The organism is Acidovorax carolinensis, assembly GCF_002157145.1.
GTDB classification, from domain to species: Bacteria; Pseudomonadota; Gammaproteobacteria; order Burkholderiales; family Burkholderiaceae_C; genus Acidovorax; species Acidovorax carolinensis.
In genome coordinates this window covers 3,208,349-3,234,716 of record NZ_CP021361.1, presented here as the reverse complement: position 1 = coordinate 3,234,716, position 26,368 = coordinate 3,208,349, and the positions used below count along the sequence as shown (strand labels likewise).

Genomic DNA, 26,368 nt, shown 5'->3' with positions numbered 1-26,368 from the left:
GCCGGGCCTTTTCCCGACTTTCGTGGGCACGTAAAAGTGCAAAACACGCTCTTTTGGACTTTCATGACCTCTACCGCTGCCTCCCTTCCCTCCGTCCAGTCCGGCTCTTTCCTCACGCTGCACTACCGCCTGGCCGGTCCGGCAGGGAATGTGATCAACACTTTTGAGGACAAACCCGCCACCTTGTCGCTGGGCACGGGCGAGCTGTCGCCCGCCATGGAGCAGCGCCTGCTGGGCCTGCCCGAGGGCACGCACGCCACGTTCGAGCTGGCCGCTGGCGAGGCCTTTGGCGAGCGCAATGCCGACATGCAGCAATGGGTGGCGCGCAAGCTGTTGAACGAGCTGGGCGATCCTGACGAGAAATACAACGTGGGCGATGTGGTGCAGTTCCCCACGCCCGACGGGCAGGGCAGCTACGCGGGCGCTGTGATGCAGGTGCGCGACGATGGTGCCGTGCTGTTCGACTTCAATCACCCGCTGGCGGGCCAGCCGGTGACGTTTGAAGTGCAGATCATCGGCGTGCTCTGAGCCATGCAGAAACCGCAAGAAATATTGCTGGCAGAGCCACGCGGCTTTTGCGCTGGCGTGGACCGCGCCATCGAAATCGTCGAGCGTGCGCTACAAAAATTCGGCCGCCCGATCTACGTGCGCCATGAAATCGTGCACAACACCTACGTGGTCAACGACCTCAAGGCCAAGGGAGCGATCTTCATCGAAGAGCTCTCCGACGTGCCGCCCGGCGCCACGCTGGTGTTCAGCGCCCATGGCGTGAGCCGCGCGGTGCAGCAAGAGGCCCAGGTGCGCGGCTTCAGCATTTTTGACGCCACCTGCCCGCTGGTGACCAAGGTGCATGTCGAGGTGGCCAAGCTCGCCAAAGAGGGCTACGAGTTCATCATGATTGGCCACAAGGGCCATCCCGAGGTGGAAGGCACCATGGGCCAGCTCGACCATGGCATCCACCTGGTGGAAGACGTGGCCGATGTGGCCCGCGTGCAGCCCGCGCAGACCGAAAAGCTGGCGGTGGTGACGCAAACCACGCTGAGCGTGGACGACGCGGCCCAGATCACCGCCGCCGTGCGCGCGCGCTTTCCCACGGTGCGCGAGCCCAAGCAGCAGGACATCTGCTATGCCACGCAAAACCGGCAGGACGCTGTCAAGCTGCTCAGCCCGCAGGTGGACGTGGTGATCGTGGTGGGCAGCCCCACCAGCTCCAACAGCAACCGGCTGCGCGAGCTGGCGGCCCGCCTGGGCACCACGGCGTACATGGTGGACAGTGCGGACGAGCTGCGCCACGAATGGTTTGACGGCATCGCCCGCGTGGGCCTCACGGCTGGCGCCTCGGCGCCCGAAATTCTGGTGCAACAGGTGATCGAGCGCATCAAGGCGCTGGGCGCGGTGTCGGTGCGCAAGATGCACGGCATCGAGGAAACCATCAAGTTCCCGCTGCCCAAAGGCCTCAAGATCGACGCGGCCACGGGTCTCGAAATTTCCGAGCACCTGCCCGAGACGGGGCCAGCGGGGCATTGAGCCGTATTGCGGAGCTACTGAATCGATAGCTGCTAGCGCTTGATGGGTGTGGGCGGATTCAAGTCCAAGTGCAACAAATATTCATTAATGCACTGAATCAGGCTGTTGTGTCAGCCGGGCCAAATGTTCGGCATAAACCTCAATGGGCTTGCTCCACCCCAGAGTCATCCTGGGGCGCCCATTGAGCTCATCGGCTACGGCATCCAGATACTGCTGGCTATAGCCGCTCAGATCAGTCCCCTTGGGGAAGTACTGCCGCAGCAATCCATTGGTGTTTTCGTTGGAGCCCCGCTGCCAGGGGCTGTAGGGGTCACAGAAGTACACCTTCATGCCCGTGTTCTCGGTGAGCTTGGCATGCTCTGCCATCTCACTGCCACGGTCATAGGTCAGGCTCTGGCGCATCGGGCTGGCAATGCCATTGAGCTTGTCGCTGAAGGCCTGCAGTACATGTGCCGCTGTCGCCGGGTTGGGGTGCGGCAGCTTGACCAGCACCACCAGGCGGGTCGTGCGCTCGACCAGCGTGCCAATGGCACTGGCATTGCCTTTGCCCTTGATGAGGTCGCCCTCCCAGTGCCCGGGCAACTGACGATCCTCAATCTCGGGTGGGCGCACATGGATGCTCAGCAGGTCGGTGATTTGCCCACGCCGATCCTCGCCTTTGGAGCGCGGCCAGCGCTTGGCGCGGGCCATGCGCAAGCAGGCCACCAGCTCCTTCTTGAGCTCTCCGCGGGGCTGGGCGTAGATGCAGGTGTAGATGCTCTCGTGGGACACTTGTTTGCGCTTGTTGTCAGGGTGCAGTTTCTTCAACTGCCCAGCGATTTGCTGGGGAGACCAGTGCCGGAGCAGATAGTCGCGAACGATCTTGAACAAAGGGCTAGAGGCTAATTTGGTTCAAATTTCTGCCGGGCGAACGCTACAGCGACACCGCGGGCCCGCTCCACAAATCCAGCGGCGGGTCGGCCGCCACGGCCCGCAAGATGTCGGTGCGCGCGATGAAGCCTGACAGCACGCCGGCTTCGTCGGTCACCGGCAGGCCCGGCAGCCCGGTGTCGAGCAGCACGGCGGCCACGCGGCGCAACTCGGTATCGGCCGCCACCGTGGGCACGGGGCTCACCATCACTTCGGAGACCGGGCGGCGCGCCAGATCAATGGCCTTTTTCACGGCGCCGGGCTCGGGCAGCAGATCGAGCGGCGCCATGTCGGCCCGCAGCAGCAGCCCGATCACGCGGCCCAGCGCATCCACCACCGGGGCCTGTGCCACCTGGCGCTCGGCCAGGATTTGCCACGCATCGTTCACGCGCATACCGGGGGCCACGCTGAGGGCGTTGGTGGTCATCACATCACGCACCTCGGTCAGGGGCTGGCGTGCCAGCTGGGGGCCTTGCCCGGCTTGCGAATAGGCGCTGACCGCGCCCTGTGCGCGCAGGTTGACGCGGGCGGCTGCCGATTGCGGCATGGGCGCTGGTGCAGGCGGCGAAAGCGTGCCATCCACCTCAGCGCCGCGGGTGCGCAGCGCCTGGGGCCGCGCCACCCGCCGCACCGCTGCGATGTGCGCCAGATTTTCTGGCCCGCCCCGGTACATCTGCCCCGACGGGCCGAATACAAAGAACATGCTTGCCTCCTGCAGGCCGCGTGCAGCCCGTATGACCGATGTTATCGGCAGGTTCGGCCACGCACTGCAGGTTCGCCTGCATGGGCCGGTTGCGCCACGCGGCCCGGCGCGGCCTCTACACTGCCCTTTTTGCCCACCCGGACTCGCCTGCATGATCAACCGCGCCGCCATCGCCGCCGCCCGCCGCCAACTGGCCACCCAGCCCGACTTTCTGCGCACCACGCCGCTGATGCGGGTGTCCGGCCGGTCCGTGGGCGTGGACTGTGGCGAAGTCTGGTTGAAGCTGGAACACCTGCAGGTGGGCGGCAGCTTCAAGGCGCGAGGCATGCTGTACCGCCTGCTGGCCAACCCGGTGCCCGAGAGTGGCGTGATCATCGCCTCGGGCGGCAACGCCGGCATTGCCGTAGCCGCTGCCGCCAAGGCCCTGGGCGTGCGCTGCGAGGTGTTTGTGCCCGAAGTCTCGCCCGAGGCCAAGCGCGCGCGCCTGCGGGCGCTGGGCGCCGAGGTGGTCGTCACCGGTGCAGCGTATTCCGAGGCGTTTGAAGCCTGCGTGGCCCGCCAGCAGGCCACCGGCGCGCTGCAGGCCCACGCCTACGACCAGCCCGAAGTGGTGGCTGGCGCGGGCACCCTGGCACAGGAAATGGAAGAGCAGGGCGGCCGTCTGCCCGACACGTTGCTGGTCAGCGTGGGCGGCGGCGGCCTGATTGGGGGCGTGGCCGCGTGGGTAGAGAGCCGCGCCCAGGTCGTCGCGCTGGAGCCCGAGAGCGCCCCCACCTTGCATGCCGCGCGCGCTGCTGGCCAGCCGGTGGATGTGGAGGTGGGCGGCGTGGCCGCCGATTCGCTGGGCGCGCGCCGCATCGGCGCCATTGGCTGGGAGGTGAGCCAGCGCCATGTGCACGACGCGCTGCTGCTGCCCGACGGCGCCATCCGCGCAGCCCAGCTGTGGCTGTGGAAGGAACTCAAGTTGGCAGTGGAGCCTGCCGCCGCCCTGGGCCTGGCCGCGCTGCAAACCGGCGCCTACCGGCCCGAGCCGCAAGAGACGGTGGCGCTGATCCTGTGCGGCGCCAATTTTGACCCCGCAAGCCCCGCCTGAGCCGATACCGACCACCCCTTTAAAATCCAGCAATGCTTGACATTCTTCTCCTCCGCAAAGACCTCGACACCGCCATCGCGCGCCTGGAAACCCGCAAAAAGCCCCAGGCCTTCCTGGATGTCTCCACTTTCCAGGCCCTGGAGTCCGAGCGCAAGACGCTGCAGACCCGCACCGAAGAACTGCAAGCCCAGCGCAACCAGCTGTCCAAGCAGATCGGCATGCTCATGGGCAAGGGCGACAAGGACGGCGCTGAAGCCGCCAAGGCCCAGGTGGCTGCGTCCAAGGTCGAGCTGGAGCAATCCGCCACGCGGCTGGAGCAGATCCAGGCCGAGTTGCAGGCCATGCTGGCGGCCGTGCCCAACCTGCCGCACGAAAGCGTGCCTGTGGGCAGCGACGAATCTGGCAATGTGGAAGTGCGCCGCTGGGGCACACCTGCCACCTTCGCCTTCGAGGTGAAGGACCACGTGGACGTGGGCACGCCGCTGGGCCTGGATTTCGACATGGGCGTGAAGCTCTCGGGCTCGCGCTTCACCGTGATGAAGGGCACCATCGCCCGCCTGCACCGCGCATTGAGCCAGTTCATGCTGGACATGCAGACCCAGGAGCATGGCTACACCGAGTGCTATGTGCCCTATGCCGTGAATGCCGACTCGCTCAAGGGCACCGGCCAGTTGCCCAAGTTTGAAGGCGACCTGTTCGCCGCCAAGAAGGGTGGCCAGGACGGCGAGCCCGTGCCTGACAACGCCGCGCTCTACCTCATTCCCACCAGCGAAGTGCCACTGACCAACTTCGTGCGCGACGTGGTGGTGGCCGAATCCGAACTGCCCATCAAGCTCACGGCGCACACGCCGTGCTTTCGCTCCGAGGCCGGCAGCTATGGCCGCGACACGCGTGGCATGATCCGCCAGCACCAGTTCGACAAGGTCGAGATGGTGCAGATCGTGCACCCCGACAAGAGCTACGAAGCGCTGGAAGAAATGACCCGCCACGCCGAAGCCGTGCTGCAAAAGCTGGGCTTGCCCTACCGCGTGATGAGCCTGTGCACCGGCGACATGGGCTTTGGCGCCGCCAAGACCTACGACCTCGAAGTGTGGCTGCCCGCGCAGAACACCTACCGCGAGATCAGCTCGGTGAGCAATTGCGAAGCCTTCCAGGCCCGCCGCCTTCAGGCCCGTTTCAAGAACGCGCAGGGCAAGAACGAACTCGTGCACACCCTCAACGGCTCCGGCCTGGCCGTGGGCCGCACGCTGGTTGCGGTGCTGGAGAACTACCAGCAGGCCGATGGCAGTGTGACCATTCCTGAAGTGTTGCGCCCCTACATGGGCGGCGTTGCCGTGCTCATGCCCTGAAAACCTTGCTATACTCGCAGGCTTCGACACACAGGAGAGGTGGCAGAGTGGTCGAATGTACCTGACTCGAAATCAGGCGTAGTGGCAACACTACCGTGGGTTCGAATCCCACCCTCTCCGCCAGTATGCACAAGGGTTTGCTGCTATTTATTTAGCAGCAAACCTTTTTTGCATTCTGAGGATGCTGCCTCCAGCGAGCATCCAGCGGGCGGCTGGTATGGTGGCGCGTTGCGATGCGGCACAACCAGTCCATGACTGCATGATCACGATTTCGCGCCCCTGTGGTGGTGGCCGTTGCAACCGGCACGCCGACATGCGGCGGCGGAGCCGTCTGCGCGCTTGCGCCCACATGTACATTTGTTACTGCTTTCGGGTGCGCCGATCCCATGGCAGGCCTCAAAACTGACCAATACCAAAACCAGGCCATGGATAAATTGGAAGATGCAAGCGCAGCGCGACGAAGGCTGGTCCAAAGGTTTTATCTCTTCTTGGCGCTGTGCCTTGGCACGCTGTGGGCCAGTGTCGTCTGGATCAATCGCCAGTCCGAGCAGCAGGGCCTGGAGGATGTGCGTCGTGAAACCGCCGCATTGGCGTTGCTTTTCGCAACCCATGCCGACATTACTTTTCGTACCGTCGATTTGGCTCTCAAAGAGCTCAGGAGTTACTCCGACAGTCCGCCGGAAGTGATTTCCCAGGTAATCGCGCCGCATCAGGAATTGCTGGCAAAGGCGGTGCTGCAGACCGCCATTGTGGATGCCCAGGGCATGGTGACGTACAGCACGCCCATATCCGCGTCGCAGCCGACCTATGCGGGTGACAGGGGGTTTTTTACCGCGCACCAGAACGGCAACCAGGACCTGCTGTTTGTGGGGCGCCCGGTCAAGGGTCGGGTTTCGAGCATGTGGTCCATCCACTTGAGTCGCCCCATCCTGAAGGATGGCCAGTTTGCGGGCGTGGTGCTGATCGCCTTGAATCCGGATTACTTTGTCAATTTCTACCAAAGTGCCGGGCTTGGCCATGGGGGCGCGGCGCGCATGATCCGCGACACCGGAGAAGTGATGGTGCGCTCCAGTGAGCAGGATAAATATATCGGCAAGGTCATCAAGCCCTCGCCCTATGCCGACCCGGGCGCGCCCTTGCAAGGCAGCTTTCGGCGGCGCGCGCAAGTCGACGGCGTGGACCGGCTCTCCAGCTACCACCGGCTTGCCCAATACGGCGTGACGGTGGTGATTGGTCCCAGCGTCGATGAGCGCCTTGCAACGGTACGCGCCTACCAGCGGCAATTGATCGTGGCAGCAATCCTGATTTCGCTGCTTGCGATACTCATCAGCTGGTTGCTTCGTCGAAGCATGCTGCGGGCTGACGTAACGCATCTGGCCATCGAACAGAGTGAAAGAAAGTTCCGCCTGCTGTTTGAGACCATGTCAGAAGGGGTGGCCTTGCATCGCCTGGTGAAGGATGCACGGGGGCGTCCTGTGAACTATGAAATTGTCGGCGTGAACCCGGCTTTCGAGCGGCAGACGGGTTTTGACAGGCGCGCGGTGTCCGGAAAACTGGCCACAGAGGCCTACGCAGTTGCCGAGCCACCTTTTCTGGACATTTATGCCGAAGTGGTGTGCTCAGGCAAGCCGACCTACATTGAGCATCGCTTCGAGCCGCTGAAAAAAGACTTTGTCATTCAGGTGTTTTCGCCCGATCCGGACCATTTCGCCACGGTGTTTGCAGATGTCACGCAAGAAAAATACATGCAGGCTTTGCGCGATGCCGACCACTGTCGGCGCCGATCCAAATCTGAGCCACCGTGCCGACTGAATATTGAGCCAGGGGTGGAAGCCGACGTTTCAAGGGTCGGCTGTGGATAAGTGTAGGTGCTATCCTGGTTTGCTGATCTCCTTGCTGATGTGTTGAAGGCGCTGGGCAAGCCGCGAAGGGCGTAGCCCGTAGCGGCTTGCCCTGCGCGGTGCCTGCTCAGAATGGGTCGGGCTCAGCCTGCGTTGAGGCACTCTTTCGGTCCTGTTCCCGGGCCTTGATCCGCTTCTTCGCAGCGGCCGTGCTGCGGCTGAACCGGATCGACTCGTTGCCCGTCTCCACGATGTGGCAGTGGTGCGTGAGACGGTCCAGCAGCGCGGTGGTCATCTTCGCGTCGCCGAACACGCTGGACCATTCGGCGAAGTCCAGGTTGGTCGTGATCATCACGCTGGTGTGTTCGTACAGCTTGCTCAGCAGGTGGAACAGCAGCGCCCCGCCGGCCTGGCTGAACGGCAGATAACCCAGCTCGTCCAGGATGATCAGGTCCATGCGCAGCAAGCTGGTGGCGATGCGACCGGCCTTGCCCTGCGCCTTCTCCTGCTCCAGTGCGTTAACCAGATCGACCGTGGAGTAGAACCGCACCCGCTTGCCATGGCGGGTGATGCCCGAGACGCCGATGGCAGTGGCCAGATGGGTCTTGCCCGTGCCCGGGCCGCCCACCAGCACCACGTTGTGCGCCTCGTCGGTAAAGGCAGTGCCGGCCAGCGTGGTGACGAGCTTTCGGTCCACCGGCGAGACCGAGAAGTCAAAGCCCGCCATGTCCCGGTGCACCGGGAACTTCGCCGCGTGCATCTGGTGGCTGATCGAGCGCATCGCCCGGTCCGTGCCCTCGGCCTGCAGCAGGTGCTCGATCAGCCAGCGCGAGGTCTCGATGCCCAGGCCGCCGCCATCGCCACCGCCTTGCTCGACCAGATCAGCCCAGGCACCGGCCATGCCGTGCAGGCGCAGCGCCTTGAGTTCGACCAGCACATCAGTCTTCATGGCGGGCTCCTTCGGTGGTGGCGCCCACGGCACTGTCCGCGGTGTCGGCCCGAAGGCTGTCGTAGCGGGCCGTGTTTGCCAGCGGTGGCGTTGTCACCTTCAGCCGTGTGGCCGCCGTGGGAGGTGCCGGCTGCGCGTTGAGCCGGCTCAGCACGTTGACCACATGCTCCACGCTCACCTTGCCTGGCGCACCGCTCTCCAGCGCCAGCTCGATGGCCACCAGCACCGCGTCCAGACCGGCGCCAAGCACAATCGCCAGCACTTGCGCCATCACCCGGTCGCCTCCCGGGTTACGCAATAGCCCGCGGCGCAGCCGCTGCAGTGGCTCGGGCATGTCCGCAAAGGGCGCTCCGTTTCTCAGCGCCCCGGGCTTTCTCTGCAGCAGCGGGATGTAGTGCTGCCAGTCGTACCGGGTCTCGCCCGCGTTGCTCAGACGTTCGTGGCGGGCGATGACCTCATCATCGGCCACGATGACCACGCGGCCCGGGTACAGCCGCGTGCTCACCATCTGGCCCACGCGTTCGCACGGCACCGAATACCGGTTGCGCGCCACAGACACCAGGCAGGTGCTGGAAACCCGCGCGGGTTTCTCGACGTAGCCGTCGAAGGGCAGCGGCATGGGCATGAGGTGCGCCCGCTCGTGTTCGAGCATCTCCGACACGCTGAACTGCTTGTGCTCGGGGTGGCGTACCTCGTCCCACAACGCGCGGCAGCGCTGGCCCAGCCAGGCGTTGAGTTCGGTGAAGCTGCCGAACTTGATCTGCGCCGCGTCGATCCAGATGCGTCGGCGGCTGTCCTGCACGTTCTTCTCCACCACCCCTTTCTCCCAGCCGCTGGCCACGTTGCAGAAGTCCGGGTCATAGAGGTAGTGCGCGCACATGGTGGCAAAGCGCTCGTTGACGATGCGTCCCTTGCCCTTCTTGACCTTGTCTACAGCGGTCTTCATGTTGTCGTAGATGCCCCGGCGTGCCACGCCGCCCAGCGCGGCGAACGATCGGGTGTGGGCATCGAACAGCATCTCGTGACCCTGGCTGGGGTACGCCACCAGCCAGAAGGCCCGCGAAGCACACAGCTTCATATGCGAGACCTGCACCCGGTAGTAGATGCCGCCGATCACCATGCCTTCCTCGCTCCAGTCGAACTGGAAAGCCTCTCCCAGCTCGAAGGCCAGCGGCACGAAGGCATTGACGGCCGCCCCCTGACCCTCGCTCTGGCGCCACGCCCGGATGAAGTCGGTCACCCGCGTGTAACCCCCTTCGTAGCCCGCTTGCCTGATCTCGGCGTACAGCGCCTTGGCCGTGCGCCGCTCGTGTTTGGGCCGCCGTGCATCGGCCTTCAAGGCCAGCATGAGCGCGTCATGAAACGCCGTCAGTTTGTTGGGCTGTTCGCTGCGGCGGTACCTCGGTGGGCCGTCCACCTCGCCGTGCAGCCACTTCGCCACCGTGTTGCGCGATAGCCCTGTCATGCGCGATATCTCGCGCTCCGATTTGTTCTTGCGGGCATACAAATGCCGGATCCTGCCAATCATGTCCATGGTGATCACTCCTTGTCCTCTGCTGCACAAAAAAGCAGCAGATTAAGTTGTTCACCTGGCTCAGTTTTGGGTCGGCACTACCCTCAAAAGTGGCTCAGTTTTCGGTCGGCGCCAACAGACCACCAGAAACTGGAGCAGCAATACCAGGAAATCGTGCAGCTGCAGGCGCAACTGCATCACCAGGTCTTGCACGATCCCCTGACCCAACTGCACAACCGGCGCTTCCTGAACGAGTCGTTGCCCCGTGAGTTTGCGCGTGCAAAACGTGCGGGCTATCCGGTGACGTTCGTCATGGCGGATATTGACCGTTTCAAGCGCGTGAACGACAACTATGGCCACGCCTGCGGCGATGTTGTGCTCTTGAAAATCTCGGAAATCCTCAAGGAAAACACCCGGGAAAGCGATATTTTGTGTCGATTCGGGGGCGAGGAATTTCTGATCGTATTGCCCGGCATGACGCCGGAACAAGCACGAAAAAAGATGGATGCCATCCGGCAAATCATTGCGGCGACCGTCATCGAGCATGCGGGACTAAGCTTGAGCGTCACCATTTCTGCGGGTGTGGCCGGTTATCCCCTGCATGGTAGCGATGCCGAAACGCTGCTGACGCTCGCAGACGATGCGTTGTACGAAGCCAAGAACGGCGGGCGCGATCGGGTCGCCCTGGCATCGCCGAAAGCGCCAGACCGGCCACCCGTCGGACCGGCTTGATTGACCGGACGTCGGTGTCAATACCGCCGTTTCAATGCTGCCGTGCTACTTGCCACCCAGCAGCGAGGACATGAGGGCCATGCCAATCGGTGTACCCGACTTGTCTTTGACGGAAGTAATGGTTTTGAAGGCGGCCGCCTGCACGCGGTCTGGCAGGCGGACAAAGTTGTTTTCCTGCACCAGCGTATCGCCATTGAGGAACGCCCAGGCAAAGAACTTGAGGGCCGCCAGCGTTTGCCCCGGATTGTTGGCCACCTTGGGAACGATCACAAAAGTACCCATGGTGATGGGCCAGGCGCCCTTTCCGGGTTTCTGGGTCAGTGTTTCCGAGAACGAGCCCGAAGTGGCCCATTCGCTGTTGACCAAAGCGGCCCTGAATGCACTGACCGATGGGCGGACGAATTCGCCGTCTGCATTCTTCATCTGGGCGCTGGCAAGGCCATATTCCTTCACATAGCCATGGTCAATATAGGCGATGGAGCCCGGAGTGTCCTTCAGCGCCTTGGCGACACCGTCACTGCCCTTGGCACCGATAAAACCGTCAGCCCATTTGATGCTTGTTTTGGCGCCATACGTGGTTTTCCATTTGGAAGAAACCTTGCTGAGATAATCGGTGAAGTTGTAGGTGGTGCCCGAACCGTCCGAGCGCACGATGACCTTGATTGCCTCATCGGGCAGTGCGACGCCAGGATTGAGGGCGGTGATTTCTGGTGCATTCCAGCGAATGATTTCGCCCATGTAGATGCGGCTCAATAATTCGCCCGACAAGCGCAGTTGACCATCTGATACTTTGGCCACATTGAATACGGGCGATATTCCAGTGATGGCTACCGGAAAGTTGACCAAGCCGCCTTCGGTAAGGTCCTTGGAGGATGGCGCCACATCCGATGCGCCGAATCCCACCTCGTTTTGGCGAATCTTTTTGATGCCGCCCGATGATCCCACGGGATCGTATTCCACCGTTGCGCCGGTGGCGCGGGCGTACGCCTTGGCCCAGCTGCGGTAGATGGGAGCGGCTGCGGAAGAGCCTGCGCCCGTAATGCTTTGGGCCATGGCACCCACTGGGCCAAACGTGGAGAAAACAAAAACCAATGCGAAAACAATGCGATTCATGACGGTTGTTTTTATCTCTGGGGATAATATTAATAAATGGAAATACCAACCAGCCAATAATTTGCTGTTATGGAGGGTGAAGTTTTTCAGTGCACGGACAAGGGCACCTTGCGCATTGGAATACCATCTTGGTATTCAATGGGTTTTGAAGTTTCTGGCCATGCAAAGGGCTAGGAAACGAATCGTAACAGAGACGCTTTTCCCACCGGAGAGTCGGGGAAACCAGCACGGCTGCGGGGGGGGGCCATTGGGGCGCGCAGCGCGGCAAGGTGATCGCCTGCCATGGCCGGTGATGCTGCTTGGGCAGGCCCTTGCATACGGGAGCTGCCGTGGTGGGGCTGTGGATCTGCCGCTTGGGGCTTTTCCAGGGCGCGCGTGGCGCTGCCAGCTGCCTGAAGTGGAAATCAGGGCCATGGTTCCCAGGCCGGGGCGCGCCTGATCATTGCCGCCTGGCAATGCGCTGCAACCGGCGTCGGGCTGCGAATCTGTTTGAACCGGTCAGGCGGCCGTGAATTCGGCAGAAAGCATCCATCACCGGGGCCGATGTCCGTTGTCGATGCCCAAGGAAGCCAGGCGATGGCGATCCGTGGCTATTTATGGTGGCGCGCTTTCTTGGCTGGGTGCTGGCTGCGCAGTCCTTCCAGCCGCGCGCGCAGCGCGGTGTCGGGCACCAGCGCGCTGGTGGCCTGACCTGCGTAGATGGCACCGTCGTTGCCGTCCAGGGTGATCAGGTCGTTCTCATTCAGGGTCTCGGTGCCGATTTGCAGGGTGCGCGCTGCCTCGTTGATGTGCAGAGCCGTGCAGCCCACCAGGCAGGTCTTGCCCATCTGCCGAGCCACTACGGCGGCATGCGATGTGCGGGCGCCGCGCTGGGTGAGCAGGCCTTGCGCTCCTTGCATGGCGGCAATGTCGCTGGTTTCGGCGTCCTGGCGCACCAGGATGGCCGGCCGGCCCTGCTGCACGAGGCGTTCGACTGCCTGCGCATCCAGCGCAATAGCCCCCGATACCACGCCAGAGCAGGCCGGGTTGGCCAGGGCCAGCGGGGCGGGGGCGTTGTCGGGGTCGTCGCCGGCGACCATGCGCACGGTGCCCAGGTCGTCCTCCTGGATGGCTTGGGTGCACACCAGGGCCTCGGCGCTGTCGATCAGCCCTTCTTCCAGCAGGTCCAGGGCAATGCGCGCGGCGGCCAGCGGGGTGCGCTTGCCATCGCGTGTTTGCAGCATGTGCAGCACGCCGTCCTGCACGGTGAATTCGAAATCCTGCATGTCCTTGAAATGCTGCTCCAGCGCCTGGGCCGAAGCCTGCAGCTGCTGCCAGGCGTCGGGCGCCACCGCCGCCAGTGTGGCATGGCCGTGGGCATTGCGCCGGCCCGAGACCACGTCTTCGCCCTGCGCATTGGCCAGAAAATCCACCCACAGGCGGTTTTCGCCGGTGCTGGGGTCGCGCGTGAAGCCCACGCCAGCGCCTGAATGCCCGCCGGTGTTGCCGAACACCATGCGCTGCAGGATGACGGCGGTGCCCATGCCTTGGTCGATCTGGTTGATGCGCCGGTATTCCACCGCCTTGTCGGCGTTCCACGAGGCAAACACCGCCTCGATGGCGCCCGAGAGCTGCGCGCGCGCGTCCTGCGGAAAGGGCCGGCCGGCATGGGTTTCATAAAGGGCCAGAAAGCTGCGCGTGAGCTGGCGCAGCTGGCTGAAGTCGAGCAGCCGCTCGTCCTGGCCCTGGGTGAGGCGGTCGATCTCGGCTTCGAAAAGCGCGGCAGGCAGCCCTTCGACCACCTCGCCGTAGCTGGCCACCAGGCGCCGGTAGGCATCCCAGGCCATGCGGGGATTGCCGGTCTGGCGCACCAGGCCGGGCAGGGTGTGGTCGTTCAGGCCGATGTTGAGCAGCGTTTCGAGCATGCCCGGCATCGACACCGGGGCGCCCGAGCGCACCGACAGGATCAGCGGGTTGCGCTCGTCGCCAAACAGCAGGCCGGTGCTTTCTTCCAGCGCATGCAGGCCCACGGAAAATACCGGCAGAAAGCAATCCTGCGGGGCGTGGGTGTAGTGCGTTCCAATGACCAGCGCGATGGGAACATTCAGCCCGGCCTGCGTCATGCGGTGCAGGTTGTAGCCCTTGGAGCCCATGGTTTCCCGCGAGGGCTTGTGCAGGTTCTGGCTGGCCGGCGTGCGGATGAGGTACAGGTGCTTGGGTAGGGTGGTGCTGGATTTCATGCCGACATCCCCGTTTTGTTGAGAACCATCTGGCGCAATGCATAGCCAACCCGCAGCAGGTTGTCGGTGGCTTTTTCCAGCGTGGCGGCCAGGTCGTTGGCCAGCATCAGGTCCACCGGGGCGTCGCGCAGGTTTTTGACCATGGTGGCGCGTGCCTGGCGAAACAGTTCGTCGCACTGGCGCTCGGCGCGCAGCATGCGCCACAGGGTCTGCAGGAACAGTTCGCTGTCGGGGCCATCGGCCCGCTGGCTAACCTGGCGGGCGATCTCGATGGCCTTGACCTGGTCCTGGATGGCGGCCAAGGTGGTGGCTGCCAGCTGGCACAGCGCTGCGCGCACTTCAGCGGGCAAGCCGGGCGCTGGATGGATCAGCGTGAGCGAGTGCATGAAGGTGGCTTCTTCCAGCGCATCGGCCACGTCGTCGGCTTTGGCCAGGCAGTCAACGACCGGTTGCCAGCGGGGCCGGCGCTCGGCCCGCTGGCGCGCATCCATGAGCAGGTGGTCGGCCTGGCGCTCCCAGTTCTTGGCGCGCAGCACCTGGGCCTGGGTCTGGGCGGCGTCGCCGGGGTTCTCCAGGGCATCGCACAGGCCCTCGGCCAGGGCGTGGGTGAAGGCGGCGTGTTCGGCCAGCAGGTCGAATTCGAAGGTGCGCTGGCGCAGCACGCGGGCTAGCAGCAGGCGCGCTTCGTCGGCCACCAGCGACAGGGGTTGCTGCTGGCGCAGCAGCACGCTGGAGATGCGCAGCAGCTCCAGCAGGTACGCGCTGGCAGCCGCCTCGCCCAGCACGTCGTCGAGCCGGTCGCCCACATGGAAGGCCTCGCTGTCCACAGCCTGCATGGCGTTGTAGACCAGGCGCTCGGCCCCCGCCAAGAGCCAGGCCATGTGCCCCCAGTTGTTGCGCGCGGCCCGCGTGAGCAGTTCGATGGCCCGGGCCTTGCTCACGAAATGCTGCAGGCGCTTGCGGGCCCGGTTCCAGTCGATCACGAAGACGATGCGCGAGGCGATGTTCTCCAGGCCGGTTTGCAGCGCGGCCTTGCTCTGCGCCTCCAGCCGCGCCTGGCCCACCATGTAGGGCTTGCCGGCATTGAGCCCTTCAGAGACCCTGGGGTCGAACACCTTCCAGGCAAATCCCATGTCTTCGAGCATCTGCCGGAAAAAGCCGAAGCGCCCCGGGTGCAGGTCGGAATAGGTCAGCGAGATGGTGCTGTCCTGCACCTCGATCACCAGCACATGGACGTCGTTGGTGCCGATGTCGTTCTGGATCAGCAGCCGCTTGTCGTCGCGCGTGACGGCGGTGTCCAGCCCGGGGTGCGAAAACTTCAGGGGTGCGGTGCGGTGCAGGCCGCGCATGAAGGCCTGGATCAGCGGCCGGTCGTCGTCGTGCACCTGCCAGGCGTGGGCGCCATCGATATCTTCGGTGGCCAGTTCGCTCGACAAGGCGTTGATCTGCTTGTGCAGGTCCATCACCAGCAGGTGCAGGCTGTCGCCGCGCTGGCGGTCGCCATGGGTCAGTTCGGTCAGGGCGGCACGGCGCAGGCCTTCGTTGTCGGCCAGGGCGTGCAATTGCTGCAGCCAGTGGTCGCGGCGCCCGGCCAGCGCCGAGGCACTGTCCTGCCCGGTATCGCACACCGGGCGGGCCATGGTGGTCAGGTCGTTGGCCAGCGCCTCCAGCAGGCTCTCCATGCGGGGCAGGATCAGCAGGTCATCGTCGTAATAGGCGCCGCTCACCAGCTCCTGGGCCCAGGGGGCGTCCTGCAGGCCGTTCTTGCTCTGGGCGATGTCCTTTTCCCAGCGCCCCACGGGCCCATCGGGCGCCGAGGCACGCTGCGCCGCCGATTGCAGCAGGGTCAGGTAGAGCTTGAGCCGGTCATTGGCCGCCAGGGCCGCCTTGATCCACGCGGGCATCAGCAGCGAGGGCTGCCCCAGGGATGCAACCGCCTTTTCCTTGAGCATCAGTCAATTCTCCGCAAGTTCAAGGGGCTATTTACGCGCGGACGGATGGCAGGGTGATGACAGCCCTGCAGTGCCCCACTGGCACTGGCACTGGCACTGGCACTGGCACTGGCACTGGCACTGGCACTGGCACTGGCAGGGCCAATGCCCACTTCAACGGGTGGCCAGGGCGGGCAGGTAGGCGCGGCAGAATTCCTCGGGCATGCGCCGTGGTTTGCCGCTGCCCAGTTCGATGCACACCAGTTCCCAGTGCCCCCGCAGGACGGTGGCCTGGTCGTGGTTGCGGATGAGCTGGAAGCGCCGTTCCATGGTCAACTTGCCGTCGCTGTCCACCAGCCAGGTGCCCAGGGTGAGCGCATCGCCCACCACCGACGGCAGTAGGTAGTCGTAGGCGCTGCGGCGGATGGCCATGGCCCGGTCCAGGCGGTGGTAATCGTGCAGGTCCAGCCCCAGGGCCCGTGAATGCGCCCAGGCGGTTTTCTCGCACCACTGCACATAAACGGCATTGTTGGTGTGGTTCAGGCCGTCAATGTCCTGCGCCTGCGGCACGGCGGGCTGGGTGAACGGTTGTGGATAGTCCCATGGCATGCAGGCGATTGTCGCCTGCGCCGTGCGGCCACACGTGTCCGCTGTATGGCGCGGCCGGCCGCTGTGACTGGGGACCGTCTTCTCCCCCGGGAGGGCTACGGTCAGCGCGTGCCGATCTCGCGCACCAGCCGCATGCCCACCAGGGTGTAGCGCGTGGTGGGGCTGTTCCAGTTGCGGTAGCTGCAGCGGGCATAAAACGCCCAGGTGTGCCACGAGCCGCCGCGGCGCACCCGCACGCTGCCATCGGCAGGGCCTTGCGGGTCGGTGCTGGGCGAACGGGCGTAGTAGCGGTCGCCATGCCAGTCGGACACCCATTCCCAGGCGTTGCCCAGCATATCGTGCAGCCCGAAGGCGTTGGGTGCATAGCTGCCCACGGGCGCCGTGAAGGCATGGCCGTCGCTGCCGGCCAGGGCATGCTGCTGCCAGCGCGGCCAATAGGGGGCGGCGGCCTGGTCGAACACATTGGCTTCCTGTTCCAGCCCGGCGGGCGCATCGCCATGCGGGTAGCGGGTGCGGGTGCCCGCGCGGCAGGCATATTCCCACTCGGCCTCGGTGGGCAGGCGGTAGCGCTGGCCTTCGGTGCGGCTGAGCCAGGCGGCCAGCGCCCGGGCGTCGTTCCAGGTGACGTTGACCACGGGGTGGTCGTCGCCCTGCGCAAAGCCGGGGTTGCGCCAGGAGTAGCGTGGGTTGCGGCCTTCAAAGGCATCGCCGCGCGCCGTGGTGGCCGGTTCGTAGTCGGGGTTGTAGCCATAGCCGCCGGTGCCGTCGGCCTCTGACTCGGGCCGGTAGCCCGAGGCTTCGATGAACCGGCGAAACTGCCCCACGGTGACTTCATGCTGTCCCAGATAAAAAGCGCGACGAATGCGCACGCGGTGCACCGGGGCTTCGTCGGTGAGCAGGGTGAAGCGTTGCCGCTCCAGCAGGGGGAAGGCCTGGGCCAGTGCCTCGGGGGATTCGGCACTGCCCATCCAGAAGCTGCCTGCCGGCACCTTCACGAAGGCCATGCCCAGTGTGTTGGTCCAGACCGTGGGGCCGCTTGCCTCGGGAGGCGCCGCCAGCGTGGAGGCCAGGGGCGCCAGTGCACCGAGCAGGATGAGGGCAAAACCATGGGTCATTTTGGCCTCCAGCGCTTATGTGTAAAGCGCTAATAGCTATTAAATAAATAGCGCCCGATGCAACCCGTCAGGCGTTGGTGGCCTCGGCCAGTTGCTGCAGGGCGGCGGTCACGTCCTGAGGTGGCACGCCTTCCACGGGCGCCAGCTGGCCAGCCAGGGCGGCGAGGGCGCTTTCGCCCTGCTGTTGCAGGCGGGCAATGGCCTGGCCTGCATCCTTGGGTGCGGCAAAGCCCGTGCTTTGCAGCAGCAGGCGGCCGTCGGCGGCCACGAACTTGAAATAGAACTGGCCATCGGCTTCGCGGTATTGCTTGAAGCTAGGCAGGGCGGCCTTGACTGCTTTGCTGGCCTTGGGGGCTGCGCTGGCCTTGGGGGCTGCGCTGGCCTTGGGGGCTGCGCTGGCCTGGGCCAGGCTGCGCAGGCCCACGGCAGAGCGCAGCGAGCGCACAAACGGCGTGGCAATCTGGCGCGCGCGCTCGGCGCCCGCCAGCAGGGTCTGTTCAATCTTTTCGGGGTGGGCCATCAGGTCGTCATAGCGCTCGCGCATGGGCGCCACGTCGCGGTCGATGCGCTCGAACAGCAGTTGCTTGGCATCACCCCAGGCAATGCCCTCGGCGTATTGCTTGCGCAACGCCTCGGTCTCTTGGGGCGTGGCAAAGGCCTGATAAATCTGGAACAGGGCCGAGCCCTCGACCTCCTTGGGCTCACCAGGGGCGCGCGAGTCGGTCAGGATGCCGCCAATCAGCTTTTTGAGCTGCTCGCGCGAGCTGAACAGCGGAATCGTGTTGTCGTAGCTCTTGCTCATCTTGCGACCATCGAGCCCCGGCAGCGTGGCCACATGCTCGTCGATGGCCGCCTCGGGCAGCGTGAAATGCTCGCCGTACAGGTGGTTGAAGCTGGCCGCCATGTCGCGCGCCATCTCGATGTGCTGGATCTGGTCGCGGCCCACGGGCACCTTGTGGGCGTTGAAGATGAGGATGTCGGCACCCATGAGCACGGGGTACATGAACAGGCCGGCGGTCACGCCGTCGTCGGGCTCGCGGCCGGCGGCGGCATTCTTGTCCTGCGCGGCTTTGTAGGCGTGGGCGCGGTTGAGCAGGCCCTTGCCCGTCACGCAGGTCAGCAGCCAGGTCAGCTCGGTGGTCTCGGGGATGTCGGACTGGCGGTAGAACGTGACGCGCTCTGGGTCCAGCCCCGCAGCCAGCCAGCTGGCGGCGATCTCCAGCGTGGAACGCTGGATGCGCGCCGGGTCTTCGCACTTGATGAGCGCGTGGTAGTCGGCCAGAAAGTAAAAGCTCTGCACGCCGGGGCGCAGGCTGGCCGCCACCGAGGGCCGGATGGAGCCCACGAAGTTGCCCAGGTGGGGTGTGCCCGTGGTGGTGATGCCGGTGAGAAAACGCGTAGTGCTCATGGAAACGAAAACCGCAGAAAGAGAGAAAAACTGTTAGCGCAAGAGCGCGGTCAGGGGCGTCAGCAGCAGGTTGATGGCCGCATAACCCAGGCCCATCAGCGGGCGCAGCCACAGCGTGCCCACCACGCCGGCAATCACCAGCCCCATCACGATGAAGAAGCCCCAGGGTTCGATGCGTGACACCATGTGCGCCTGCTTCCAGGGCAACAGGCCCACCAGAATGCGCCCGCCATCGAGTGGCGGCAGCGGAAACAGGTTGAACGCCCACATCACCAGGTTGACCAGCACCCCGGCACGCGCCATTTCGATGAAGAAGCGCTCGTCCACGCCAGAGCCCACCAGGGCCACCAGCAAAATCGCCCACAGCACGGCCTGGATGAAATTGGAGGCCGGCCCCGCCAGCGCCACCCACACCATGTGCCGCTTGGGGTTGCGCAGGTTGCCAAAATTCACCGGCACCGGCTTGGCGTAACCGAACAGGAAGGCGCCCGATGTCGCGAAATACAGCAGCAGCGGCATCAGGATGGTGCCAACCGGGTCGATGTGCTTGAGGGGGTTGAGGGTGATGCGCCCCAGCATGAATGCGGTGTTGTCGCCAAAGTGGCGCGCCGCATAGCCATGGGCCGCCTCGTGCACGGTAATGGCAAACAGCACCGGCAGGGCGTAGATCAGAACAGTTTGGATGATGTTTTCCACCGGTCGATTGTCTCAGGCTATAGATTGCTACAAAAAAGAGAGCTGCCAGCGCTTTCTGGATAAGCACTGGAGGGTGATTTGGCTTGAAGTCGTATAGGGCCTCAAAGCCCCAGGGCCTGCACGCTGCCGCGGCCTTCGCGCAGCACTTCGGGGTCGCCGCCGTTGCCCATGGGCGTAAGGTCGATCACGGTGGTGGGCTCTAGCGGGCAGGCGCCTGCGTCCACGATGGCGTCGAGCAGCTTTTCGTAGCGCTCGCGGATTTCTTGCGGATCGTTGAGCGGCTCGGTCTCGCCGGCCGGAATCAGGGTGGTGGCCAGCAGCGGCGCGCCATGCAGCTCCAGCAGCAATTGCAGGCCCTTGCGGTCGGGAACGCGCAGGCCGATGGTCTTGCGCGAAGGGTGGCTCACGCGGCGCGGCACCTCTTTGGTGGCTTCCAGGATGAAGGTGTAGGGCCCCGGCGTTCCCAGCTTGAGCAACCGGTATTGCCGGTTGTCAACCCGCGCGTAGTTGGCCAGCTCCGACAGGTCGCGGCACAGCAGGGTCAGGTGGTGCTTGTCGTCCACCTGCCGGATGCGGCGCAGGCGATCGACTGCGTCCTTGTCATCGAGGTGGCACACCAGGGCGTAGCTCGAATCGGTGGGCACGGCCACGATGCCGCCTTTTTGCAGCAGGGCCGCCGCCTGCTTGAGCAGCCTTGGTTGCGGGTTTTCGGGGTGGACTTCGAAATACTGGGCCATGGCCGCCAATGCCTCCGGGTAGTTGTCAGACGGCCGGGCGCACCCGCGCGGCCAGCAGCTCCCACACGGGGTCAGGGTGCCGGGCAGCAGGGGCAGGGCGCCCAGGTCGGTGTGGGATTCGTCAGGGCTGTGAAAGTCGCTGCCGCGCGAGGCGGCCAGGCCGAATTCCTGCGCCATGGCCCCGTAGGTGATGTATTCGGCCGCGCTGTGGCTACCGGTGACCACTTCCACGCCCTGGCCGCCATGGGCCTTGAATTCGGAGAACAGCGCGTATTCCTCGTTGGCGGTGAGCTTGTAGCGGGCCGGGTGGGCAATCACCGCCACGCCCCGGCCTCGGTGATCCAGCGCACCGCATCACCGAGCGCCGCCCAGCGGTGCGGCACGTAGCCGGGCTTGCCTTCGACGAGGTATTTGCGAAACACCTCCGAGGTGTCCCGGCAGACCTTGGTGTCGACCAGAAAGCGTGCAAAGTGGGTGCGCGAAACCAGTTCGGGGTTGCCCACGAACTGCAGGGCGCCCTCGTAGGCGCCGTGGATGCCCACCTGCGCCAGCTGCGCGGCCATTTCGCGTGCCCGCCCGCCACGGCCACCACGGGTGGCGGCCAGGCCCTGGGCAAGCTGGATGTCATCGGGGTCGAACCCCAGGCCCACGATGTGAACCGTGGCGCTGGCAAAACTGACGGAGATTTCCGTGCCCGTGAGGTAGGCCATGCCCTGCGCGCGGGCGGCGTCGGCGGCGCGGTGCTGGCCACCAATCTCGTCGTGGTCGGTCAGGGCCCACAGCTCCACGCCGTTGGCTTTGGCCCGCGCGGCCAAGTCCTCGGGCGCCATGGTTCCGTCCGATACCACGGAGTGGGAGTGCAGGTCGGCGTTGAGGTAGGTGGTCACCGATCCATTCTACGGGTTTGTCCCCTTTCGAGCCGGGGCGTGCGCTGCTGGGGCGGTCGGGGGAGCGGCTCAGGGCATTTGTAGCAAAATGTACGCATTTCAATGCTGCAGACGATCATTTGCGGTTTCATTTGTCGGTCAGGGATTCAGAAGGAAGAGCCATGCAGTTGGACAACATCCGGGTGTCGCGCAAGTTGTGGGGAGCATTCATCGGGTTGATGATTGCCATGCTGATCATGTCCGGTTGGGCGCAGAACCGCGGCAACAACTCCATGACCAGCGCCATGGATGCGGTGGTCGAGATCGAAGGGCGCATCGTCTCCGCCGTGCGCTGGCGTGGCGCCACCGAGACGACTGTGACGATGGTGATGGGCAGCGCCGTGACCAGCGACGCCGTGCTGGCGCAGCAATATGACGCACGCGTCAAGGAAATCATCGGCGGCATCACCAAGATCCAGGAAAGCATCGTGGCTTCGGCCACTGCGCCGCAGGAAAAGGCATCGCTGGACAAGGTGCTCGAAGCGCGCAAGGCCGTGCTGGCGGCCACCGCCAAGACGCGCGAGGTCAAGAGCGCTGGCGACGCCGAGGCTACCCGCAAGTATGCGGACAACGAATTTGCCCCCCTCGTCGCCACCTACCTGAAGGCACAGGACGATTTTGTGCAGACGCTGGAACAGCGCCGCGAACAGGTCCGCACCGATGCGTTCAACCGCCGCGTGCAATACGCCATCACGGGGCTGTTGCTGTCGGCGCTGCTGCTGGCAGTAGGGCTGGCCATGGCGTGGCAACTGGTGCGCTCCATCACCCGGCCGCTGGACGAGGCGGTGGCCGCCATCGACGCCATTGCTGCGGGCGACCTCACGCGCGAGCTGCAATCCAGTCGCCAGGACGAGTTTGGCCACATGCTGCGTTCGCTGTCGGCCATGTCCACGCGGCTGCGCGGCGTGGTGACCGACGTGCGAGCCGGGGTGGACTCGGTGTCGTCGGCGTCGGTGGAAATCGCCAACGGCAACCACGACCTGTCGGCCCGTACCGAGCAGACCGCCTCCAACCTCGAAGAAACCGCCGCCAGCATGGAGCAGCTGACGGCCACCGTCACCCAGTCGGCCGACACCGCCCGCCAGGCCAACCAGCTGGCGGGCACCGCCGCCCAGGCCGCCGCGCGCGGCGGCGAGGTGGTGGGCCAGGTGGTGGCCAGCATGCAGCAGATCACCGACAGCAGCCGCAAGATCAGCGACATCATTGGCGTGATCGACGGCATTGCCTTTCAGACCAACATCCTGGCGCTGAACGCCGCCGTGGAAGCCGCACGCGCCGGCGAGCAGGGCCGGGGCTTTGCCGTGGTGGCCAGCGAGGTGCGCAGCCTGGCGCAGCGCAGCGCCGAAGCCGCCAAGGAGATCAAGACGCTGATTAGCGCCTCGGTCGAGAACGTGGAATCGGGCTCCACCCAGGTGGCCCAGGCGGGCCAGAGCATGCAGGAAATCGTCAACAGCGTACAGCGCGTCTCCGACCTGATCGGCGAGATCACGGCCTCGTCCACCGAGCAGCGCGACGGCATCGCCCAGGTCAACCAGGCCGTCACGAACCTGGACCAGATGACGCAGCAAAACGCCGCGCTGGTAGAAGAATCCACCGCCGCCGCTGCCTCCATGCGCGACCAGGCCCAGCACCTGGCCGAAGTGGTCTCGGTGTTCAATGTGGGCGCTGTGCTGGCCCACGCGCCCGTGGCCCGCCCCCCGCGCCCGCTGCGGCAGTCAGCCGCCCTGCACCCGCCCCGGTGCGGGTCGCTGCTTCCGCGCCCGCTGCCAAACCGGCCGCGCGACTGGCGTCTTCAGCCCCCGCCGCACCCAAGGCGGCGGCAGCCAAGCCCGTGGCGCCCGCGCCCGCGCGGTGGCCGCGGGTGGTGACGACGATTGGGAAAGCTTCTGATTACTCCTGTTTTAATAGCTGATAGCGCTTGATGGATAAGCGCTGCAGGCTTATCTGACTGGAATTTCGGCACCAAAGGCAGCGCAGGCTGCCTTTTGTTTTGGTGCGCGCGGTTCAGCGTTGACCGTTGGTGGCAGCGATCAGTGCAGGCCTGCTATCCACCTCCGTCTGCGCCCCTTCCACCAGAAACTGCACCTTGCGCTCGCCCTTCCACTCGTTCACATCCAGCCGAAAGGCCAGCAGCACGCGCGCGGGCAACTGCTCGGTGTGGCCGAACCAGATGGCATCGATGGGGTTGCCCTGGTGGATGAGCTTGATGGACAGGTGGTTCTTGGCCTCGCCCACCAGCCGCTGGCTCAGCACCTGCACCTCTTCGCTAAAGGTGGGCGGTGCAAAGCCCTGGCCCCACACCTCGCGGTGCAGAGTGTCCACCATGTCGGCGCGGCAGTATTCGGGCGCCAGCGGGCCGTCGGTTTCGATGCGGCGCGTGAGCGCGGCCACATCAAGCCATTCGCGCGCCACCTGGGCCAGGGCCTGCTCGAACACGTCAAACGCTTCCTCGGCCACCGTGCAGCCGGCTGCCATGGCATGGCCGCCGAATTTCAGCAGCACACCCGGATGGCGCTTGGCCACCAGGTCCAGCGCGTCGCGCAGGTGAAAGCCGGGGATGGAACGGCCCGAGCCCTTGAGCTCGTGCGCCTTGCCCGGCGCGCTGCTGGCGGCGAATACGAAGGTGGGGCGGTGCAGCTTGTCCTTGATGCGGCTGGCCACGATGCCGACCACGCCTTCGTGAAAATCGGGGTCGAACACGCTGATGGCGGGCGGCGGCTCTTCGTCTTCCTGGAACAGGCTTTCGGCCATCAGCAGCGCCTGGTCGCGCATGCCGCCCTCGATCTCGCGGCGCTCTCGGTTGATGCCGTCCAGCGTGCCTGCCAGCTCGGCCGCGCGGGCCGCGTCGTCGGTCAGCAGGCACTCGATGCCCAGCGTCATGTCGGCCAGGCGCCCCGCGGCATTGATGCGCGGACCCAAAGCGAAGCCGAAGTCGAACGTGGTGGCCACGGGCGCCTTGCGGCCGGCGGCGGTGAACAGTGCGGCCACGGCGGCGGGCATCTGGCCAGCGCGGATGCGCTTGAGGCCCTGCGCGACCAGGCGCCGGTTGTTGGCGTCGAGCTTCACCACGTCGGCCACGGTGCCCAGAGCGACCAGCGTGAGCAGCGGGTCGAGCTTGGGTTGGGTGGCTGCGTCAAAAACGCCCCGTGCCCGCAGCTCGGCGCGCAGCGCCAGCAGCACGTAGAACATCACGCCGACCCCGGCCATGGACTTGCTCTCGAATGCGCAGCCGGGCTGGTTGGGGTTGACGATGGCGTCGGCGGCGGGCAACTCGGGGCCGGGCAGGTGGTGGTCGGTGACGAGGACTTGCAGGCCCAGCGCCTTGGCCTCGGCCACGCCCTCCACGCTGGCAATGCCGTTGTCCACGGTGATCAGCACATCGGCGCCGCGCTCGGCCACGCGCCGGGCGATGGACGCGGTGAGGCCATAGCCATCGGTCACGCGGTCGGGCACGAGGTAGTCCACGTGGGTGGCGCCCAGCAGGCGCAGGCCGCGCACGCCCACGGCGCAGGCGGTGGCGCCATCGCAGTCGTAGTCGGCCACGATGCAAAGGCGCTTGTTTTGCGCCATGGCGTCGGCCAGCAGGCGGGCAGCGGTGTCGATGCCTTTCAAGCCGCTCGGTGGCAACAGGCGGGCCAGGCCGTCGTCGAGTTCGTCCTTGGCGCGCACACCGCGCGCGGCGTACAAGCGCGCCAGCAGCGGGTGCACGCCGGCCTGTTCCAGCGCCCAGGCGGCGCGGGGGGAATGTCTCTTGCTACTATTTTCATAGCTTATTGCGCAGATCGATAAAGCGCTGGGGCCTGAAAAGGCCTTGAATGCGCTGTGCCAGGCTGCGCGGTGCGCTGTGGAAGCCCAGGGCATTGCGCTCGCCACTCAGTGTGAGTTGCACAGGTGCGCCGCTTTCGGCCTGGCGCAGCAGTGCGGCCACGGGGCCGGCGTCCAGCGCGGCCCAGGCCGTGGCCCAGGCGCGCCAGTCTTCGCGCAGCGCCGCATCGCGCAGCGTGGTGGGCACCGTGGGCGCGGTGGTGGGGGCTGGGGCGGGCGTGGGCAGTGGGCCCGTGCCATGCACCCAGAACGAGTTGACCACTGGCAGGCCGCGCGCCGCGCGCTCGTCGTTGAAGGCGTGGGTGTAGAGCAGCATCTGCATCTCGCTGTGCAGGCGGTGCAGCGTGCGGGCCTGTTTTGCATCGGGCATCCAGGCACGCACGTCGCGCAGCAGCACGCGCTCCAGCGACGCGGTGGTCAGGTTTGCAAACAGCGCGCCGCTGGCCAGCCAGCGGGTGGGCTGGTCATAGTGCAGCGTGATGCCGTCCTCGGCAAACCAGGGCGCCACGATGGCCAGCAGCGCGCGGGATGCGGCTTCGTCGAGCGCCAGGCCGTCCGGGTCGCGCAGGGTGATGTGGTCGGTGCTCACATGCCACTGGCAGGGCGTGACAAAGGCCCAGGCCTGGCCGCCGGTGGGCTGGCCCTGCTGGTGGCGGTGCCATGCGGCCCAGGGGATGCGGCCATCCTCAAAGGGCAGGCCCAGGGCTTGCGCCTGTGCGCGCTCGTGCGGGGCGGAGAAGCTGGTGTCCTCGCCGGTATCGGTGTGCGCCGTGTGGGGGATGAGCCGGGCCAGCAGCCGGTCCAGGTGGGGCAGGGCCAGGCCCTGCAGGGCTTGCTGGCTTCCCTCGGAGGCGCTGGCGGCGTAGGGAATGAGCAAATGGGTGGTGTCCGACATGGCTAGAGCGAGTGGAACACTTTTACGTGCCCACGAAAACCGGGGAAAGGCCCGGCAACAAGGCGCAGGACGCGCAGCGGTTGGGATACCGCAAGCGGGCTGCAACGCAGTGGCCGGGCCTTTCCCCGGCTTTCCCGAAGGGTTGGGCCTCCAGGCCAGCGCTCGCGGCGTTGCGGACCTTGCCAAGGCACCCAGCCTTGGCGGCGGCCCGCGCCTTGCGATCACTGGCCTGGAGGCCCAACGTGGGTACGTAAAAGTGTTTCACTCGCTCTATTGTC

At 65.4% G+C, this 26,368-nt stretch carries 18 protein-coding genes, 1 tRNA gene and 4 pseudogenes; 8 read left to right on the top strand and 15 right to left on the bottom strand.

Features of this window, described 5'->3' with window-relative positions:
* The first annotated feature begins 63 nt into the window (after nt 1–63).
* Together CBP34_RS15090 and ispH are read left to right on the top strand one after the other, a co-directional pair.
* Nucleotides 64–528, top strand: coding sequence for an FKBP-type peptidyl-prolyl cis-trans isomerase (locus tag CBP34_RS15090; protein ID WP_086914161.1), 465 nt, complete (start codon nt 64–66; stop codon nt 526–528).
* A 3-nt stretch (nt 529–531) separates the two neighbouring features.
* On the top strand, nt 532–1,527 hold the full coding sequence (gene ispH, locus CBP34_RS15085) for a 4-hydroxy-3-methylbut-2-enyl diphosphate reductase (protein WP_094098514.1): 996 nt from the start codon (nt 532–534) through the stop codon (nt 1,525–1,527).
* Between the two features lie 84 nt (nt 1,528–1,611).
* Here ispH and CBP34_RS15080 read toward each other — a convergent pair.
* Both CBP34_RS15080 and CBP34_RS15075 read right to left on the bottom strand, forming a co-directional pair.
* Nucleotides 1,612–2,400, bottom strand: a pseudogene (locus CBP34_RS15080) (IS30 family transposase); the annotation flags it as partial.
* Between the two features lie 40 nt (nt 2,401–2,440).
* Nucleotides 2,441–3,139 (bottom strand): CBS domain-containing protein, encoded by a 699-nt coding sequence (locus CBP34_RS15075; protein WP_094098513.1) that lies wholly within the window; start codon nt 3,137–3,139, stop codon nt 2,441–2,443.
* Nucleotides 3,140–3,290: 151 nt separating this feature from the next.
* Here CBP34_RS15075 and CBP34_RS15070 point away from each other — a divergent pair, with 151 nt between their 5' ends.
* The 4 genes from CBP34_RS15070 (at nt 3,291) to CBP34_RS15055 (ending at nt 7,443) form a co-directional block, all read left to right on the top strand.
* Nucleotides 3,291–4,232: a threonine/serine dehydratase gene (locus CBP34_RS15070; protein WP_094098512.1), complete on the top strand. Its 942-nt coding sequence runs from the start codon at nt 3,291–3,293 to the stop codon at nt 4,230–4,232.
* A 32-nt stretch (nt 4,233–4,264) separates the two neighbouring features.
* Nucleotides 4,265–5,581, top strand: a complete 1,317-nt coding sequence (gene serS, locus CBP34_RS15065; protein WP_094098511.1) for a serine--tRNA ligase — start codon at nt 4,265–4,267, stop codon at nt 5,579–5,581.
* 33 nt (nt 5,582–5,614) lie between these two features.
* Nucleotides 5,615–5,704 (top strand) — tRNA-Ser (locus CBP34_RS15060).
* A 263-nt stretch (nt 5,705–5,967) separates the two neighbouring features.
* Entirely contained in the window at nt 5,968–7,443 is a 1,476-nt protein-coding gene (locus CBP34_RS15055) for a PAS domain-containing protein (protein ID WP_094098510.1), read from the top strand.
* Between the two features lie 106 nt (nt 7,444–7,549).
* Here the strand turns inward: CBP34_RS15055 and istB are convergent, their stop codons facing one another.
* Both istB and istA read right to left on the bottom strand, forming a co-directional pair.
* A complete protein-coding gene (gene istB / locus CBP34_RS15045) occupies nt 7,550–8,371 on the bottom strand; it encodes an IS21-like element helper ATPase IstB (RefSeq protein WP_087745763.1) in 822 nt (273 codons plus the stop codon).
* Nucleotides 8,361–9,905, bottom strand: coding sequence for an IS21 family transposase (gene istA, locus CBP34_RS15040; protein ID WP_087748263.1), 1,545 nt, complete (start codon nt 9,903–9,905; stop codon nt 8,361–8,363). The genes istB and istA overlap by 11 nt, the downstream gene beginning before the upstream one ends.
* A 12-nt stretch (nt 9,906–9,917) precedes the next feature.
* Here istA and CBP34_RS15035 point away from each other — a divergent pair, with 12 nt between their 5' ends.
* A complete protein-coding gene (locus tag CBP34_RS15035) occupies nt 9,918–10,616 on the top strand; it encodes a GGDEF domain-containing protein (RefSeq protein WP_157896490.1) in 699 nt (232 codons plus the stop codon).
* 45 nt (nt 10,617–10,661) lie between these two features.
* On the opposite strand, the gene pstS is transcribed toward CBP34_RS15035, so the two are convergent.
* The 9 genes and pseudogenes from pstS to CBP34_RS14990 all read right to left on the bottom strand — a co-directional run bounded on the left by pstS (nt 10,662) and on the right by CBP34_RS14990 (nt 21,331).
* A complete protein-coding gene (gene pstS / locus CBP34_RS15030; protein WP_236748435.1) occupies nt 10,662–11,786 on the bottom strand; it encodes a phosphate ABC transporter substrate-binding protein PstS in 1,125 nt (374 codons plus the stop codon).
* Nucleotides 11,787–12,319: 533 nt separating this feature from the next.
* Entirely contained in the window at nt 12,320–13,948 is a 1,629-nt protein-coding gene (locus CBP34_RS15025) for a PEP/pyruvate-binding domain-containing protein (protein WP_094098507.1), read from the bottom strand.
* A complete protein-coding gene (locus CBP34_RS15020; RefSeq protein ID WP_094098506.1) occupies nt 13,945–15,900 on the bottom strand; it encodes a hypothetical protein in 1,956 nt (651 codons plus the stop codon). The genes CBP34_RS15025 and CBP34_RS15020 overlap by 4 nt, the downstream gene beginning before the upstream one ends.
* A gap of 153 nt (nt 15,901–16,053) precedes the next feature.
* A complete protein-coding gene (locus CBP34_RS15015; protein WP_094098505.1) occupies nt 16,054–16,488 on the bottom strand; it encodes an acyl-CoA thioesterase in 435 nt (144 codons plus the stop codon).
* A gap of 101 nt (nt 16,489–16,589) precedes the next feature.
* Nucleotides 16,590–17,603 (bottom strand): formylglycine-generating enzyme family protein, encoded by a 1,014-nt coding sequence (locus tag CBP34_RS15010; protein WP_094098504.1) that lies wholly within the window; start codon nt 17,601–17,603, stop codon nt 16,590–16,592.
* A gap of 67 nt (nt 17,604–17,670) precedes the next feature.
* On the bottom strand, nt 17,671–19,011 hold the full coding sequence (locus CBP34_RS15005) for a tryptophan--tRNA ligase (RefSeq protein ID WP_094098503.1): 1,341 nt from the start codon (nt 19,009–19,011) through the stop codon (nt 17,671–17,673).
* 33 nt (nt 19,012–19,044) lie between these two features.
* Nucleotides 19,045–19,707 carry a site-2 protease family protein gene (locus CBP34_RS15000; RefSeq protein WP_094098502.1) on the bottom strand — a complete coding sequence of 221 codons (663 nt, stop codon included), beginning with the start codon at nt 19,705–19,707 and terminating at the stop codon, nt 19,045–19,047.
* 101 nt (nt 19,708–19,808) lie between these two features.
* A complete protein-coding gene (locus CBP34_RS14995) occupies nt 19,809–20,444 on the bottom strand; it encodes an L-threonylcarbamoyladenylate synthase (protein ID WP_086913153.1) in 636 nt (211 codons plus the stop codon).
* Between the two features lie 25 nt (nt 20,445–20,469).
* Nucleotides 20,470–21,331, bottom strand: a pseudogene (locus tag CBP34_RS14990) (3',5'-nucleoside bisphosphate phosphatase).
* 161 nt (nt 21,332–21,492) lie between these two features.
* Between CBP34_RS14990 and CBP34_RS14985 the strand changes: the two are divergent.
* A pseudogene (locus CBP34_RS14985) lies at nt 21,493–23,260 on the top strand (methyl-accepting chemotaxis protein).
* Nucleotides 23,261–23,374: 114 nt separating this feature from the next.
* Here the strand turns inward: CBP34_RS14985 and recJ are convergent.
* Together recJ and CBP34_RS14975 are read right to left on the bottom strand one after the other, a co-directional pair.
* Nucleotides 23,375–25,137: pseudogene (gene recJ, locus CBP34_RS14980) on the bottom strand (single-stranded-DNA-specific exonuclease RecJ).
* The gene (locus tag CBP34_RS14975) at nt 25,134–26,090 is read right to left on the bottom strand and encodes a phosphoglycerate mutase (RefSeq protein ID WP_094098501.1); all 957 of its coding nucleotides are present in this window, start codon (nt 26,088–26,090) and stop codon (nt 25,134–25,136) included. Before CBP34_RS14975 ends, recJ begins: the two are co-directional and overlap by 4 nt.
* Nucleotides 26,091–26,368: the final 278 nt, after the last annotated feature.

Coding starts and splice junctions, on each gene's coding strand:
- CBP34_RS15055 (WP_094098510.1), top strand. CDS start 5,968: ATGGCAGGCCTCAAAACTGACCAATACCAAAACCAGGCCATGGATAAA.
- CBP34_RS15020 (WP_094098506.1), bottom strand. CDS start 15,900: ATGCTCAAGGAAAAGGCGGTTGCATCCCTGGGGCAGCCCTCGCTGCTG.
- CBP34_RS14995 (WP_086913153.1), bottom strand. CDS start 20,444: ATGGCCCAGTATTTCGAAGTCCACCCCGAAAACCCGCAACCAAGGCTG.
- CBP34_RS15070 (WP_094098512.1), top strand. CDS start 3,291: ATGATCAACCGCGCCGCCATCGCCGCCGCCCGCCGCCAACTGGCCACC.
- CBP34_RS15010 (WP_094098504.1), bottom strand. CDS start 17,603: ATGACCCATGGTTTTGCCCTCATCCTGCTCGGTGCACTGGCGCCCCTG.
- CBP34_RS15015 (WP_094098505.1), bottom strand. CDS start 16,488: ATGCCATGGGACTATCCACAACCGTTCACCCAGCCCGCCGTGCCGCAG.
- CBP34_RS15075 (WP_094098513.1), bottom strand. CDS start 3,139: ATGTTCTTTGTATTCGGCCCGTCGGGGCAGATGTACCGGGGCGGGCCA.
- istA (WP_087748263.1), bottom strand. CDS start 9,905: ATGGACATGATTGGCAGGATCCGGCATTTGTATGCCCGCAAGAACAAA.
- CBP34_RS15025 (WP_094098507.1), bottom strand. CDS start 13,948: ATGAAATCCAGCACCACCCTACCCAAGCACCTGTACCTCATCCGCACG.
- istB (WP_087745763.1), bottom strand. CDS start 8,371: ATGAAGACTGATGTGCTGGTCGAACTCAAGGCGCTGCGCCTGCACGGC.
- CBP34_RS14975 (WP_094098501.1), bottom strand. CDS start 26,090: ATGTCGGACACCACCCATTTGCTCATTCCCTACGCCGCCAGCGCCTCC.
- CBP34_RS15090 (WP_086914161.1), top strand. CDS start 64: ATGACCTCTACCGCTGCCTCCCTTCCCTCCGTCCAGTCCGGCTCTTTC.
- ispH (WP_094098514.1), top strand. CDS start 532: ATGCAGAAACCGCAAGAAATATTGCTGGCAGAGCCACGCGGCTTTTGC.
- CBP34_RS15005 (WP_094098503.1), bottom strand. CDS start 19,011: ATGAGCACTACGCGTTTTCTCACCGGCATCACCACCACGGGCACACCC.
- serS (WP_094098511.1), top strand. CDS start 4,265: ATGCTTGACATTCTTCTCCTCCGCAAAGACCTCGACACCGCCATCGCG.